Annotated in this window: 8 protein-coding genes; all 8 read left to right on the top strand. The window is 61.7% G+C overall.

Features of this window, described 5'->3' with window-relative positions; genetic code table 11:
• Positions 1 to 195: 195 nt before the first annotated feature.
• The 8 genes from drmD (at position 196) to QTL94_RS12135 (ending at position 15,237) form a co-directional block, all read left to right on the top strand.
• Entirely contained in the window at positions 196 to 3,363 is a 3,168-nt protein-coding gene (gene drmD, locus QTL94_RS12170) for a DISARM system SNF2-like helicase DrmD (protein ID WP_289801723.1), read from the top strand.
• A gap of 2 nt (positions 3,364 to 3,365) precedes the next feature.
• Positions 3,366 to 7,343 (top strand): Eco57I restriction-modification methylase domain-containing protein, encoded by a 3,978-nt coding sequence (locus tag QTL94_RS12165; protein WP_289801722.1) that lies wholly within the window; start codon positions 3,366 to 3,368, stop codon positions 7,341 to 7,343.
• Positions 7,336 to 7,467: a hypothetical protein gene (locus QTL94_RS12160; RefSeq protein WP_289801721.1), complete on the top strand. Its 132-nt coding sequence runs from the start codon at positions 7,336 to 7,338 to the stop codon at positions 7,465 to 7,467. The genes QTL94_RS12165 and QTL94_RS12160 overlap by 8 nt, the downstream gene beginning before the upstream one ends.
• On the top strand, positions 7,464 to 8,270 hold the full coding sequence (locus tag QTL94_RS12155; protein ID WP_289801720.1) for a hypothetical protein: 807 nt from the start codon (positions 7,464 to 7,466) through the stop codon (positions 8,268 to 8,270). The genes QTL94_RS12160 and QTL94_RS12155 overlap by 4 nt, the downstream gene beginning before the upstream one ends.
• Before the next feature lie 50 nt (positions 8,271 to 8,320).
• Entirely contained in the window at positions 8,321 to 11,779 is a 3,459-nt protein-coding gene (gene drmA, locus QTL94_RS12150; RefSeq protein ID WP_289801719.1) for a DISARM system helicase DrmA, read from the top strand.
• Positions 11,780 to 11,787: 8 nt separating this feature from the next.
• Positions 11,788 to 13,695 (top strand): MrfA Zn-binding domain-containing protein, encoded by a 1,908-nt coding sequence (gene drmB / locus QTL94_RS12145; protein ID WP_289801718.1) that lies wholly within the window; start codon positions 11,788 to 11,790, stop codon positions 13,693 to 13,695.
• A gap of 245 nt (positions 13,696 to 13,940) precedes the next feature.
• On the top strand, positions 13,941 to 14,384 hold the full coding sequence (locus QTL94_RS12140; RefSeq protein ID WP_289801717.1) for a hypothetical protein: 444 nt from the start codon (positions 13,941 to 13,943) through the stop codon (positions 14,382 to 14,384).
• A gap of 109 nt (positions 14,385 to 14,493) precedes the next feature.
• Positions 14,494 to 15,237 (top strand): hypothetical protein, encoded by a 744-nt coding sequence (locus QTL94_RS12135; RefSeq protein ID WP_289801716.1) that lies wholly within the window; start codon positions 14,494 to 14,496, stop codon positions 15,235 to 15,237.
• The last annotated feature ends 71 nt before the right edge of the window (positions 15,238 to 15,308 follow it).

Below are 15,308 nucleotides of genomic sequence, written 5' to 3'. Positions count from 1 at the left end.
GCTGCCATTCTCTATAAGCTTACACGTTTCTCCCAGGAGCACGCGTTCGCACGCCGCATAGCGTCCGCGATCAACCCTACTATCCACGACGTATGAGTCGAAATTTCGCTGGCCATTTGAGAATACGCGGTTACTAAGAGTTGTAGCAATTGCGAAATCGTGGCTGGCATCCAGATGCAGCCTGCAGGGGGGATTATGGTGCCATCTGTTGGACAGTTCGTGCGCGTTCGAGCGCGCCGCTGGCTGGTGGAGACGGAACCCCAAAGTGCTTCCTTCCCAGTCGTTCGACTTGCCTGCATCGACGATGATGCCGCAGGCGAGACGGTTGAAGTTCTTTGGGACGCCGAACTTGATGCCGAGGTGTTAGACGACGAAGGCTGGGGGCAGATCGCCAAGCAAGGCACTGACGACCCGGCGACCTTTGCAGCTTACCTCAAGACGCTCCGGTGGAACACGGCAACGTCGTCAGACCGCGATCTGTTTCAGGCACCGTTCCGTGCCGGAATCCATCTGGATGCCTTCCAGCTTTTGCCCCTGCGTAAGGCGCTAAAGCTCCCCCGCGTTAACCTCCTGATTGCCGACGACGTCGGTGCGGGCAAGACGATCGAAGCCGGCCTCGTCCTACGCGAACTTCTACTTCGTCACCGCATCGATTTCGTTCTGGTCGCCGCACCTGCTGGCACGGTGCGCCAGTGGCAGGATGAGTTGGAGACTAAGTTCGGCCTGTCGTTCACCATCGTCGACCGCGAGCATATGAACGTGCTGCGGCGGGAACGTGGGTACGGTGCCGCACCCTGGTCGTCGGGCTCGCGGTTCATCCTCTCGCATTCGCTGTTGACGGATGAGACCTACGTCGCCGGGCTTCGCGACCTGCTCGGCGAGTTCCGTCCGCGCTCGCTGCTCATTCTCGACGAGGCGCATCATGCGGCGCCATCTAGCGGCATAAAGTATGCGGTCGAAAGCCAGTTCACGCGCGTCGTGCGCGGTCTTGCAGATCGGTTCGAACACCGCCTGTTCCTGTCGGCCACCCCGCACAACGGGCATTCGAACTCCTTCTCGGCGCTGCTTGAGATCCTGGATCCACAGCGTTTCACCCGCGGTGTGCCGGTCCGGCCGAAGGATCTGGATCCGGTCATGGTTCGACGGCTGAAGTCAGACCTGCGCTATTTCGGCGAGCGCTTCCCGCTTCGCAAAGTCGAGCCCATCCGGATTGCCGACCTGCCGCAGAGCGCGCCCGAACTCGTGCTCGCTTCTATGCTGCGTACCTATGCGGACGCGGTCCGCGCGAAGGCGGAGGGACTGCCGCCGCGGCAGGCCGGATACGTGCGGCTGACGCTGGTCGGCCTGCAGCAGCGGCTCCTGTCCTCCATTGCAGCCTTCGCACGGACGCTGGAGGTGCATCGCAAAGGACTGATGCGGGCGGTTGAAGGAGAAACGGCAAGCTTCGCTGCGAGTGCGCTTGGCCAGGCTGCCGAAATGGAGGAAGAGCCGCAGGACGAGGCTGCCGCGGAATTGCTGCTTGATCACGACGAGAACGCAGCGGCCGAAGCAGCGGGCATGGCCACAGCCGCTGTCTCCGACCTCGCGATGGTCGATGATATGCTCAAGATGGCGCGCCGGCATGCGCAGGAGCCGGATGCACGTGGCGTTCGCCTTGCCCAGTGGATTCGCGAGAACATGGCTCCCGGGGGGCGCTGGAACGAGCGCCGTCTCATCCTCTTCACCGAGTACGAGGATACCCGCCGCTGGCTGGAGAAGCGTCTCCAAGAGGTGCTCGACGACCTCTTGCCGGACGATCGCATCGCGTGCTTCACCGGCGCGACTTCGACAGATAGGCGCGAGGAGCTGAAGCGCCGATTCAACGCCGATCCGACGGAAGACCCGCTGCGAATCCTTATCTGCACCGATGCTGCCCGCGAGGGCATCAATCTGCAGATGCGTTGCCACGACCTGATCCATGTCGATCTGCCTTGGAATCCTGCGCGGCTCGAGCAGCGCAATGGCCGTATCGACCGCAAGCTGCAGCCTTCTCCGGTCGTGCACTGCCAATATTTCGTCTACGAGCAGCGTGAGGAAGACGTCGTTCTGCAGGCGCTGGTTCGCAAGACAGAGAAGATCCACGACGAGCTAGGATCTGCTGGCCAGGTCATTGCCGAGCGTATCAACCGGCGGCTCATGCAGGATGGCATCCGCGGCGCCAAGGGGCTCGCCCGTGAGATCGACGGCGACGGCGAGACACCCGACGAGCAAACCCAGACGGCCGTCGAGGAGATGGACGATACGACCGTGGCGCGCCGTGCCCGCCAGGCTAAGGAGCTCGACGACCTCCGATCCGCGCTGGAGGATTCGCGTGAGCGCGTCGGTGTTGATCCGAACGACCTCAAGGCGGTGATGTCGGTTGCCCTCACGCGCACGGGTTCCTCGCTAGACGCTCACCGTGACGGCACGGTCGGAGAGACTTCGACCTTCCGTCTCGACCCGTCGGAGCCCGCTTTCCAGACGGCGGGTTGGGCGGAAGCACTGGACGACCTGCGCATTCGCCGCCGCAAACGCGGTGAGACCCTGAAGGACTGGCGCCGCGATGCCCCGGTTCGCTCCTTTAGCTTCAAGCCTGCCATCACCCCGTCCGGCGTTGATGCCGAGGGCGTGGTTCAGGTACACCTGGAGCATCGGCTCGTCCGGCGCCTGCTGGCACGCTTCCTGGCGCAAGGATTCGCATCTGGCTTGTCACGGGCGAGCGTCGTGATTGGTCCCGGCGCCCAGCCGCGGGTCGTGTTGATCGGCCGGCTGGCCCTCTACGGGCCGGGGGCTGCGCGCCTCCACGAGGAGATCATCCTGGTGACAGCGGCATGGACGGAAGCTGGGCGGGGCAGCAAACCGCTGAAGCCTTTCGGCCCTACGCGTGAGGCGGCGACCCTTGTCCAGCTCGAGGAAGCGTTCCGGGCTGCTCGCGTGCCCGCACCCCAGATCGTTGATCGCATCCGCCAGTACGCCGCCCAGGATGCTGCTGACCTGGAACCGGAGCTGCGCGCCCGCGCCGAGGAGGCCAAGGCCAATGCAGCGAGGGATCTCGCCAGGATCGCTGAAGCGGAGGCAACCTCGCTGAAGCGCCTGCTGGAGGACCAGCGCGCGCGCATCTCCAAGGCCGACGCCGAGCCGGACGACAAGCAGATGAGCTTCCTACCCGAGATCGTAGAGGAGGTAGAGCAGCGGCGGCGCGATCGACGCCACTGGAAGGCGAAGCTCGACCGCCTCACGAGCGACATCGAGACAGGCCCTCACCGCGTACGTGAATCCTACAACGTGGTCGCGGACCGGCTAGAGACGATAGGACTCGTCTACCTCTGGCCGGAGGGGAATTGAGCATGGCAGCATTTGATCCTAACGAGGAATGGCTCGGCCACGTCCAGCCGGTCGGGCTCGTCGTCGCCCCGGTAGTGCTGAAGGCCTATGAGCTTGTTCCCGAGCAGCAGACGCGCTCTGATACCGAGGCGATCAAGCCGCATCTGTTGCTACAGGATTCCGGACCGGCACTTCTCGACCCTTGGGCTTTCTTCGCCGACATTCTTGGCTGGCGGCCAAATCGCGTCGCCGGCAGCCCCGGCGGCGCGCCTATCCCCGACGAGCTGGTCCTGCGCATCGAGGAAAGCGACATCGAGATCGCACCGCATTGGGCTGTCGCTGATCCTGAGGGCGGCTGGCAGATTCTGGTGCGAGTTGAGGCGGCGGGTGTCGACCCGGACGGGCGCGGTGCGCTGGAGGGCTGGGAGGCGACGCCGCACCAGCGGCTCGAGCGCCTGTGCAAGGACCGGCAGGTCCGCATTGGTATCCTTGTGACGGACGGCGAGCTGCGCCTGATCCATGCGCCGCGTGGCGAGACCAGCGGCTGGCTGCGCTTCCCGCTCCGCTCGCTCGGCGAGGTGGGCGGACGGCCGATGTTGAGCGGCCTGAAGCTACTTCTTTCCTCCTTCCGGCTGCACAACGACGCGCCAGAGCGCCGCCTGCCGGCGCTCCTCCAGAAGAGCCGCGACGAACAGGCCGAGGTTTCGACCAAGCTCGCAGCGCAGGTGCTCGGCGCACTTCACGAGCTGATGCGCGGCCTGCACGACGCCGATCGCGCGCGGTTGGAACGACTGGCCCGCGAGCAGCCCGAGCATGTCTATGATGGCCTGCTGACCGTCTTACTGCGCCTGGTGTTCCTGCTTTATGCCGAGGATCGCGAACTCATCCCCTCGCGCACAGACGCCGAGGCGCGACGGCTCTATGACCAAGGCTACGGGGTGCGGACTCTCCATGCGCGCCTGATCGAGGATCGCGCGCGGCATGAGTTGACGATGCACCTGCGCCGCGGCGCCTGGGCGCGGCTGCTCGCGCTGTTCCGGCTCGTGCACCAAGGCGACCGTTCCGGCGACTGGATTCGCGGGCGCGGCGGCAAGCTGTTTGATCCCGCCGCCTTTCCCTTTCTGCAGGGGCAGGACGATCTGGAGGGTTCGCCGAAGCCGGCTGAGGTATCGGACGAATGCATTGCGAAGGTGCTCGACCGCCTGCTGGTGCTGGGCGGCGAGAAGCTCTCCTACCGCACGCTCGACGTGGAGCAGATCGGCAGTGTCTATGAAACCGTGATGGGCTTCACGGTGGAGACCATGGACGGGCCGGCGCTGGCCGTCCGCGCGGGCAAGAATGACAAAACCCCCGTGTTCGTGGACCTGAACAAGCTCCTGGCGTCGAACCCGAACGACCGGGCGAAATTCCTCAACAAGGAAGCGAACCGAGGCAAGGTGACCGATAAGGTCGGGAAGGCGCTGAAAGAGGCCACCACGATCGAGGCGCTCGTCGTGGCACTCACACCCATCGTTGACGAACGCGCCTCGCCGGGCGCTGCCATCGCGGCTGCCGGCACGCCGCTCCTGCAGCCGACCGACGAGCGGCGGCGGACGGGCAGCCACTACACCCCGCGCTCGCTCACCGCCCCCATTGTGCAGCACGCGCTGGAGCCCGCGTTCGAGCGCATTGGTCCGGACGCCACGCCGGAGGACGTACTCTCGCTCAAGGTCTGCGACCCGGCCATGGGCTCGGGCGCATTCCTGGTGGAGACCTGCCGGGCGCTCGGCGACCGACTGGTGCTGGCCTGGGCGCGCTGGCCGCAGACCCGGCCAGTGATCCCGCCGGACGAGGACGAGCCGCTCCACGCTCGCCGCCTGGTGGCCCAGCACTGCCTTTACGGCGTCGACAGGAACCCGCGCGCCGTGGACCTAGCTAAACTGTCGCTCTGGTTGGCGACTCTCGCCCGTGACCACGAGTTCACGTTCGTTGACCACGCGCTCAAATCAGGTGACAGCCTTGTAGGCCTTACCAGGGACCAGATCGCGGCAACGCACTGGGACACGACGAAGCAACCGACCTTCGTCGGAAAGCTCGTTTCTGACCATTTGCAGGAAGCCGAGCGGCTGCGTTTTGAGATCCAGAAGCGGGCGGAATGGGCGAGCGCCGCAGAACTTGGCGCGCAATTGCGAATCGTTGACGCGCGGCTCGACATGGCCAGGCTTGTCGGCGATGGCGTGCTCGCTGCGTTCTTTTCGGCAGGTAAGGCGAAGCCGCGTATCGCGGCGCTGGTCGACTTCCAGAAGACCGTCCAGTCCAACATCACGGCGTCGGACTGGTTTGACCGGATCGTGGCCCATTCACGCGGCCTGACCAATGGTAAGAGCGCACTACGGCCGTTCCATTGGGAGGTGGAGTTTCCCGAGGTGTTCGATCCCCGGGCGCGCGCCGGCAATCCCGGTTTCGACGCCATTGTCGGCAATCCGCCCTTCTCCGGCAAAAACACTACCATTGCCGGAAATCGCGAACACTATTTGTCCTGGCTGCAGGCGCTGCACGCGGGAGCGCATGGCAACGCCGATCTAGTGGCGCATTTTTTCCTGCGTGCCTTTCACCTGTTGCGACAGGGTGGATCCTTCGGTCTGATCGCTACCAACACCATTGGCCAAGGCGACACGCGCGCTTCGGGGCTGACCAAGATCATCTCCGAGGGAGGCGTGATCTCCCGCGCCACGCGGCGGCTCAAATGGCCGGGTGAAGCGGCCGTCGTGGTCTCTGTCGTGCATATGGTGAAAGGTCAAACGGTCTCGCCCGTGCTCGATATGCGGCCAGTGCGCCGCATCTCAGCCTATTTGGTCGAGGGCGATCTCGATACCTCGCCGATGGCTCTGGTCGCCAATTCCGGGAAGGCATTCCAAGGCTCAATTGTCCTCGGAATGGGATTCACGTTCGATGATGCTGCTGCCGCGAAGGGAGAGGCCGAGAGCCTGGACACAATGCATGCGCTGATCGCTAGCGATCCGCGGAATGCGAAGCGAATATTTCCCTATCTAGGTGGCGAGGAGATCAATAACTCTCCAACACACAAGCATCACCGATACGTGATCGATTTTGCGAGCTTTCCGCTGCGTCGGGAAGAAGCAGCAATGAGCTGGTCAAAGATGAGTTCTGACGAGCGCGAAAGGGCGTTGATTGAAGGCATTGTACCTGCCGACTTTGCTGACCCTGTTGCGTGCGACTGGCCCGATTTAGTCGAGATAATTGAAAGGCGGATTAAGGGGAAGCGCGCGTCCCACTCAACAGCTCCGTGGTGGCTTTTTGAAAGGCGGCGGGGCGAATTGTACTCAGCAGTCGAGAAAACTGAGCGGGTTCTTGCCATCAACTGCGGAGCATGTCCTCAATTCGGTTTCGCTTTCTTGGACCCTAAGAGTGTTTACGCAAATACCGTAGCCGTGGTCGCGTTGGCGAGTTTTGCCGCGTTTGCTGCCTTGCAATGCCGTTTGCATGAACTCTGGGCTCGCTCTTTCTCATCGACGTTAGAGGATAGGCTTCGCTACGCCCCTTCTGACTGTTTCCGCACTTTCCCTTTTTTCGAGAGCTTTGAAACCGAACCCGCACTCGAAGCAGCCGGTGATGCCTATCATTCTTTCCGCGCTGAGTTGATGACACGTCGCAACGAGGGCCTGACCAAGACCTATAACCGCTTCCATGCGCAGAGCGAAAACGGCGCTGACATTGCACACCTTCGCGCACTCCATCATGAGATGGATGTCGCGGTGCTGCGCGCCTATGGCTGGGATGATCTAGCTGACCGCGCCGCACCCGAGTTCATCGAACAGGACGCTGACGAGGGCAAAACGCCCAAGACCCGCCTCGATTGGCCCGCCGAGTTCAAGGATGAAGTCCTTGCCCGCCTTCTCGCGCTGAACGCTGAACGCGCCGCTGCGGAGCGCGCGGCAGGGATGGCTCCTGCGGATGAAGAAGATGACGAGGCAGACGGCGAGGAGGATAGCGATGCCTAACATCATCGTTTTTCATACGGCATGGATGACGAAGTACGGTGGCGACCGCGTCAGCATGAGCGCTGGCGGCTTCAGCATGGCAGCAAGGGTGACAAGCGTCGCGAACCTGGAGACACCAGAATGAGCAAGGCCGAAACGATCCGATCTGCCAAGCTCGGCAAGAGGGAACTCCGCCTCGTCCGGATGAACGGCCGCTACTTCGGTCTCGCCGATGGCATTCGCTGCGCCGAGGGAGAGAACGCCGACGACGTCTGGCGCCAGTTGCACGATGACGCGGGGAAGAGCGACCCGAAATACTTCGGTTTCGACGGGGCCAGGAAGCGCTTTCTGTCCTTCTTTCCAAACGGCGTCCATTCCGACGGATACGCATCGCAGGAGCGCAACTACAAGCTTACCGCTAAGTCGAAACTCGACTACACGGTGCCACTCGAGAAGGCGGTCAACGGGACGGGGTTCGGCGAAGCGGTGCTTGCCGTGTTCCGGGCCACGAACATGCTTTCGCCGTTCGAAAAGACTCGGCTACAGGACGTGCTGCGCGGTCCAGATGCCGACGAGTTCGTCCAGGCTGCAGCGCGCTTCACGCTGGACGGCACCAAGTTACACCTACTTTCAATGGAGCAGGCGCTGAAGCCGCACGACAACGCGAAATGGACTGTCGCGACTTATCTGCCATATCTCTGGCGGCCTGACACCCACATGTTCCTGAAGCCGGAAGCCACCAAGGATTTCGCGACCCGCGTCGGTCACCGCTTCGCGTCGGAATACGAAGCGCGGCTTAGCCTGCCGGTTTACGAGAGCCTGCTCGATCTCGTTGCGAAGACAGAGCGGGAACTGGCCGACATGCGTCCGCGCGACAGGATCGACATCCAGAGCTTCATCTGGGTGGTGGGCGACTATCAGGAAGGACGGGAAGCCGTCTACGAATAGAACTGGGTGAACAGGAATCGCCGGATGCCGACGAGACCTGAGGGGGAAGAATGAGCATTGATCCGAAATCGCCGACAGCCGTCCGCGGTCGTCTCGTCGAAACTCTTCGTCGCGATCTGATCGGACCCGACTTGCGCGACATCGATATCGCGGGCGAGAAACTCGATACGAATCCTTCGCGTTGGTATCTGACAGGGTTCCTGGTGCCAGCTCCTACAGACGGCATTGATGAGGTGGATCAGCCGGAAGAGACCGGAGACATGGTCACCGACGGTCAGGAGGACGGCGACCCCGAAACAGGATCTGGCCGTGCTGCCGATGATCCCGCATCTGACGACCCCGCCCCAAGAAGGCCGCTCGCACCGTCAGCGTGTGGGCTGACCGTGCTGGTCGATGCGCGTGCGGAAACCGTCGACGTCACCGCCAGTTGGGGCGACTACGTAACCGAGCCGCCTCTGCCGCCGGAAGTGTTCCTTGATGATGCGGCCGCATTCGACCCGAAACACCGCAATGTTGCGTGGCAGCGAATACCCGGCATGGCTCGCGTGACAATCGCCGTTCCAAGACCCGGCGAGCGCGTAACCCGGACACTTGAAGGCTCGGCCGGAAAGCAACGTCCGGGCGGAGGACTCGTCGTAGAAGCATTTGCACGGCCCTACAGCTTGACCAAGCCGGATGGCGGCAAGGCAGACGTCGTGGCTCTGACGGTGATGCTCGTCAACCGCCGCGATCCGACGCGCCGCCGCTTTGCGGACGTGACATTCGCCTTCCAGGTTAAGCTGGAGGTCCGCAGCGAACTACCCCTATTTCCTCGCACGGACATGACAGGATTCGGCTCCGACGATCCTGACGCCGCAACGGCCGACCTCCATTATTACGACGTGGCCGAATATGCGGTCGGCAACGCGACTTCAGCAGGCTGGGTGAAAGATGAGGGCGGCGTGGTGCGTGCCGCGCATACAGATTTCCTGCCCATCGCAGAGGTAGAACGCGTCGAGCCAAACGAGAGAATCGGGGCAACGTTTGGCATGGAAGATTTGGCGAAGCTCGCTGCAGGCGATCCGGATGCGCTAGTCGCCGCGCTCTCGGGCCTTCCGCGGGAGTATGCAAGCTGGATCAACAGCGAAGGCGGGAATGTCGAGAGCATTGAGGGAGAGCCGCGGCGGAGGACTGCTGAGCGACTGCTTGATGCCGCCCGCCGAGCACAGCGACGCATCGAGGGGGGCATCGCGCTCCTGAAGAAGGACAGGTGGGCGCGGCTGGCCTTCCAGGCGATGAACGAGGCCGTCGCCCGCGCGGCCCGGCAACGCACCGCTGGCCGCAACGGCGATCCGGCAGCGCAGAAGCAGCCGACTTGGCGTCCTTTTCAAATCGCTTTCGTGCTGCTTAACCTGCCCGGCCTGAATGACAAACTGCATGAGGACAGGGAAGTCGTCGACCTGCTGTTCTTTCCGACGGGCGGCGGCAAGACGGAAGCCTATCTCGGCCTCGCCGCCTGGACAATCGCTCATCGCCGCCTGACGGCTGGTGGGAAGCTTGGTGCGGGCGTCTCGGTGCTGATGCGCTACACGCTGCGCCTGCTCACGCTCGACCAGCTTTCGCGCGCGGCGGGCGTGGTCTGTGCGCTTGAACTGATGCGCGGCGAACAGGCGTGGATGGAAGGGACGCAGCGTCTCCTAGGCGACTGGCCGATCGAGATCGGGCTTTGGGTCGGGTCTGCCGCTTCGCCGAACCGTCTTGGCAAGACGGGTGATCCTAGCCCGGACACGGCGGTCGCGCGCGTAAGGCGCTTCAAAACGTCGGGTCGGGAAGCGCCTGCGCCGATCAAAGCCTGCCCTTGGTGTGGTACTGAGTTTGAAAAGGACAGCTTCGCCTGCACACCTAACGCGATCGCGCCGAAGAACATGGAAATTCGCTGTGCTGACAAGGATGGTCGGTGTGAGTTCACAGGAGCACGGGCGCTGCCGATCCTTACCGTCGACGAAGCGATCTATCGTCGGCTCCCGGCCTTTGTCATCGCCACCGTCGACAAATTCGCCGGACTTCCCTGGCTTGGCGAAGCCGGCGCGTTCTTCGGCCACGTGAATCGTGCGGACGAATGGGGCTTTTACGGCGCGAACGACAAGGCAGGGGAAGGAAGGCCGCTAGGTAACAGCTTCTCACTCGACCCTCCCGACTTGATTATCCAGGACGAGTTGCATCTGATCAGTGGGCCTCTCGGGACAGTCGCGGCGCTCTACGAAGTAGCCCTCGATCGGCTTGCTGCTCGAACGATGATGGGCCGACGTGTCCGGCCTAAGATAGTCGCCTCCACAGCGACCGTCCGGCGCGCTTCGGCACAGATTAAGGCGCTTTTCGACCGCGAGACCACAGAGATCTTTCCTCCACCAGGACCAGATCGACGCGACAGCTTCTTTGCAGAGACCGTATCGCCAACCCAACGTCCAGCGCGGCTGTATTTAGGACTCGCGGCTCCGGGTAAGGGCCCAAAACTCGTCTTCCTGCGCACGCTGACCACGCTGCTCGCCGCCGCTCAGAAGGAGGCTGACGAGGGCAGCGACGCCGATCCGTACATGACGGCGCTCGGCTACTTCAATGCACTGCGTGAACTCGGCGGCGCACGACGCATCGTTGAGGACGAGGTGCGCAGTTATCTGTCAGATTACGGCGACAAGCGGCGACGCATCGCTCCACCTGATCAGCCTTTCGCGAGCCGTCGCATGCGTGACGTGCTCGAGCTCACTTCACGCGAAAGCACCGACAAGGTGGCAGCGGCAAAGGACGCACTTGCGGTGGCGGCCGCCGAAAAGTCGGGTGTTGATGTAGCGCTCGCTACGAATATGATCTCCGTCGGCCTCGACATAGGTCGCCTCGGACTAATGTTGATGCAGGGACAGCCGAAATCGGCCTCGGAGTACATTCAGGCATCCAGCCGCGTCGGGCGATTGCCGGACAAGCCGGGACTCGTGGTGACACTCCTTAACGCACAGAAGCCGCGCGATCGCCTGCACTTCGAGCGTTTCCGCCAATTCCATGGAGCCTTTTACCGGGTTGTCGAACCGACCAGCGTGACGCCTTGGGCTGCACGAGCGATCGACCGTGCACTTGCCGCCGTCGTCGTGGCCTGTGTTCGGCATCTACATCCGGAGCTGACCAACGAGCGCAACGCTGTCGAGATGCCCGACCATGTGGTGGCACAGGAGATTGTCGACGTGATCCTCTCGCGTGCTCCTTCGGAGGCAGTTGTCGGAGGACATGCTGCGCTAAAGACCATCGTGGAAAGGTTGCTCGCGACTTGGCGACGCATCGCCGACGACCGGCGCGAAAACGCTGAGAAACTTTACTACGGCTATCCTGGCACTCATGCGCTACTTCACCAGCCGCTGGATCCGCTGCTCGCGGGCCTCGATCCCGACCTTAAAGCCTTCAAGGCGGGCCGATCGATGCGTGACGTCGAACATGCCTCGGCCCTGAAAATCATCGACAATTTCGGTAACACGTTGAGCTGAGGCCCATTATGGCAAAAGACCAGATCCGCATGGGGCAAGTGATCGGGCTATTCGGGCCAGGCGCGATGATGGACCTTCCTGACCGTTCTGTTCTAGTGATGGGACTCGACTATTGGGAATCCTTCGGCCCACAAGCATTCGAGCCGATAGAGGAACCGCGGCTCGCGCAGTTGCTGGAGCGCAGGCTTGCGGGAGGCGCGGACAAGCGAATTGCCTCCGACAAGCCGCTAAGTTTCCGCACTCCACCGATCGATCCCGGTAACCCGCGCCTTCCGTCGCCGGCCATCAAGGCGAAGGTGTTTCCGGAGTGGTTCGCTAGCGACACCATCGCCGGCGATGCGCCCAACCGACGCCGGATCGTCCGCTTCAGTGAACTGGAGGCACCTAAACGGCTCGACTGGAAAGGCGACGACGGCAAGAAGCGCCACGCCTCGCCGCTCCGGTTCGTTTGCGGATGCGAGAAGGGGCACCTGCAGGATATCGAGTGGCGCCGGGTCGTGCATGCCGGGCGCTTTGGCGAGGCGCGGGGCGAAGGCGGCGCCTGCCGGAGGGCAATGTGGCTAGAGGATTCCGGTACAAGCGCCGATCCCCGCGACACCCGCATCGTCTGTGAATGCGGCGCTCAGCTTTCGTTGGAGGAGCTGTTTCAACCCGGTCGGCTCGGCCCGTGCAGCGGCAAGCGACCTTGGATTGGTTCGGACGATCCGGACGGCTGCGACATTTCCCTGCGGCTCCTCACTCGCAGTGCAACTAATACATACTTTCCCCAGATCGTACGTGTGATCTCGTTGCCCGAAGCGAACGACGCGCTGGACAAGGCGCTCGACGCAGTGTGGTCGAACGTAAGCACCTGTTCCTCCGTGATCGAGGTAGCGATGGCGAAGAGGTTCAATCCTGCTGTCGCAGCGAACCTAGGACCATTCTCCGATCCCGACATTCTCGCCAGGATAGAAGCTCGTAGGGCGGCTGGAAAGAATTCGGATCAGACCGACCAGATGAATCCTCGGATCGCGGAGTTTCAGTTGCTGGCGAGCGGGCGGACACTAATCGGGGAAAACCGTCCCGATGCCCGACTCCACGCCGAAACGCTCGATCGAAAACTCTGGGATCCGAAACGCGAACATATGCTTGCCGCAATCAAGGACCTCGTGGCGGTGCACAGGCTTAGGGAGGTATCCTGTCTCTATGGCTTCACACGCTTCGAACCGGCCCCGTTGGCCGACGATGGGGTCGAGGACGTTGGTTTGGCTGTGAACGGCGCACCATTGGGCGAGGTTCCGGAATGGTTGCCGGCCATTGAGCAGTACGGCGAAGGTTTTTTCATACGTTTCGATCCTGTTGAGTTGATGAGATGGGCATCGAAACCAACAGTTCGAGAGCGTAGATCCGTCTTGGATGGTGGACTCAGAGCCTGGAAGAAATCGCGCCGCGACCGTGGCGCATCAGACAAGATGGCATGGGAAGGAGAGCATATCGAGTACACGATGGCGCATAGCCTTTCTCATGCTCTGATCAACGAGGTGGCGATTGACTGCGGCTATCCTGCGAGTTCGTTGAAAGAGCGCCTCTATCTCATTCCTGGTCCACTTGGCCAGCCGAAGGAATGCGGTATCCTCATCTACACAGCCAGCGCGGGTAATCAGGGAACGCTTGGCGGCTTGGTTGAGGTCACGCGCCGCTTCCCGAGCGTCATGGCATCTGCTCTCAGCCGACTCGGGCTATGCTCTGGTGACCCCATCTGTGCTGATCACGACCCAACCAAGGCATCAGAGGACAGAGCGCTCCATGGCGCGGCGTGCCACGGCTGCCTACTCATCGCTGAAACAAGTTGCGAGCAACGCAATGTGTTTCTCGACCGAAGTCTCTTGGTCGGGACCATCGCTGGCTCTGCGGCGTTCTTCTGTTCTAGTGATTGACCATGATCTGAGGTCTCGCGGTTTGCTAGGCTTTCAACTTCCTCCAGAGACTTGCAATTTCCACTCGTAGCGAAGGATAGGAAGCAGCGCCGGATATCGGTCGGTCCTGGTTTGCCGGATGATCTCACACACCCGGCCGATTCCGTTGCCACCGGCGCAATCCGATTGTACGTTCAGCTTCCAGCGTTAGAAGGCGGATTTCATCGTGATGAGATCGACTGGCGCGCCAGAGTAAAGAAGGCAACATGCCACGAAGAAAACCGAAGCCACGCCCTGCAGTTGCCCTGCCGGAAATTGAGGTCGGTGACTGGCATGGGGAGTTCGCTGGCCCACCCTCTGGCAACATCGGTCAGCACGTACAACCAGGGCCGCCCATCATGGTCGTAGAGTTTACCTACTTGCTCGTCGGAGCGGTGGTCATTTCCCCGACCAGCAAATTCCGTTGGCCAGCGGTAGTCTCCTTTTGGGCCCGAACGCCATTGACACCCGAGAGAGTCGAGGCCGGCCTGATGTTTAAATCCGATGAAATCCCGTCGGTGAATGTCAGCTTCGAGGTGACGCGGCAGCAATTCACCGAGACCTGCTGGCTGTTCAGAGAAAAATTGCTCAAGGACTTTCATTTCCGAATTGGGCCTGGGACAGACAATCATTGGCCGCTGGAGACCTGGGGAGCGAGTTTTCGGCTTTGATTGACAGCGATGGCCAATAGCCTCCGCTTAAAAGCCGCCCAGCGATCCCCATGCCTAGCCGACATAATCATTGCGCGTCGTTCCCGAATGGGCATTAGGAGGAAAACCCATGCTAGAAGACGATCGAATATGGCACGTGCGAGATTTGGTGAAGGAGCACGTTTCAAGTCCATCGCTGCGGCATATTCGCGACCCGGCAGCTATCCTTTCAATCTCGCGTCGGATTCTGAAGAGCATCGACCGCGGCAGCGGAATCTGGAAAAAGTGGGAGGGAGAGCGTGAGGTTCTGATAAAATTGGCAGCCGGCTGTTGGATTCCAACTGACTGCCTCAGGGACTATCTCAATCTCTTTCCGGGGCCAAAGCTCACTTCTACGGACGTTGCTCAACGGATTCAGGCCATCGAAGAAGAGCCTTACACTTCCTTTCCAAAAGATGGACATCGTGAAGGGTGCCTGGCAATCTTCAATGAAGAGAAGGAACTTGGCACAGAGCTATCGGCGACCATCCGCCGTATAGCAAACTTTGTTTCGGTAGAGGAGGAGCGCCTGCGCACCGAGCGCGAACAGGCTTACAAGCAAGCCCGCGTTAGAGAGCAAGATGCCGCTGAAGCCCGATTGGTTGCTGGTGCGGATTGTAAATGGACACAGTTGCGGGGGGCACCTCACTTTTACTGCCGCACGAACGGACGGACCTACCGTCTGTCCCCGACAGTCGACAAGAAATGGGAGCTTTCTCGCGTGGATAGGCCGTCGCCAGACGACCGCGGTGAGTATATCGGCCGATACAGTGGCCGCGGTAACGCGACAAAAGTCGTCGCTGAAATGGCATTTCACGCGGAGCACCGGCGCTAGGCGCGGAATTTCAGAATTTCATCGAGTTAGGTGAAATTTGCTGCCACCGGACTGGCGGTCGTCGACACCAG

This window comes from Rhizobium sp. S96 (assembly GCF_030382195.1).
Lineage (GTDB): Bacteria > Pseudomonadota > Alphaproteobacteria > Rhizobiales > Rhizobiaceae > Rhizobium.
The sequence above is the reverse complement of the archived record's forward strand: the minus strand, read 5'-3'. Positions and strand labels throughout refer to the sequence as shown.

What these genes read in the sequence shown, in the direction of transcription:
- drmD (WP_289801723.1), top strand. Translation starts at nt 196, where the DNA reads ATGGTGCCATCTGTTGGACAGTTCGTGCGCGTTCGAGCGCGCCGCTGG.
- QTL94_RS12165 (WP_289801722.1), top strand. Translation starts at nt 3,366, where the DNA reads ATGGCAGCATTTGATCCTAACGAGGAATGGCTCGGCCACGTCCAGCCG.
- QTL94_RS12160 (WP_289801721.1), top strand. Translation starts at nt 7,336, where the DNA reads ATGCCTAACATCATCGTTTTTCATACGGCATGGATGACGAAGTACGGT.
- QTL94_RS12155 (WP_289801720.1), top strand. Translation starts at nt 7,464, where the DNA reads ATGAGCAAGGCCGAAACGATCCGATCTGCCAAGCTCGGCAAGAGGGAA.
- drmA (WP_289801719.1), top strand. Translation starts at nt 8,321, where the DNA reads ATGAGCATTGATCCGAAATCGCCGACAGCCGTCCGCGGTCGTCTCGTC.
- drmB (WP_289801718.1), top strand. Translation starts at nt 11,788, where the DNA reads ATGGCAAAAGACCAGATCCGCATGGGGCAAGTGATCGGGCTATTCGGG.
- QTL94_RS12140 (WP_289801717.1), top strand. Translation starts at nt 13,941, where the DNA reads ATGCCACGAAGAAAACCGAAGCCACGCCCTGCAGTTGCCCTGCCGGAA.
- QTL94_RS12135 (WP_289801716.1), top strand. Translation starts at nt 14,494, where the DNA reads ATGCTAGAAGACGATCGAATATGGCACGTGCGAGATTTGGTGAAGGAG.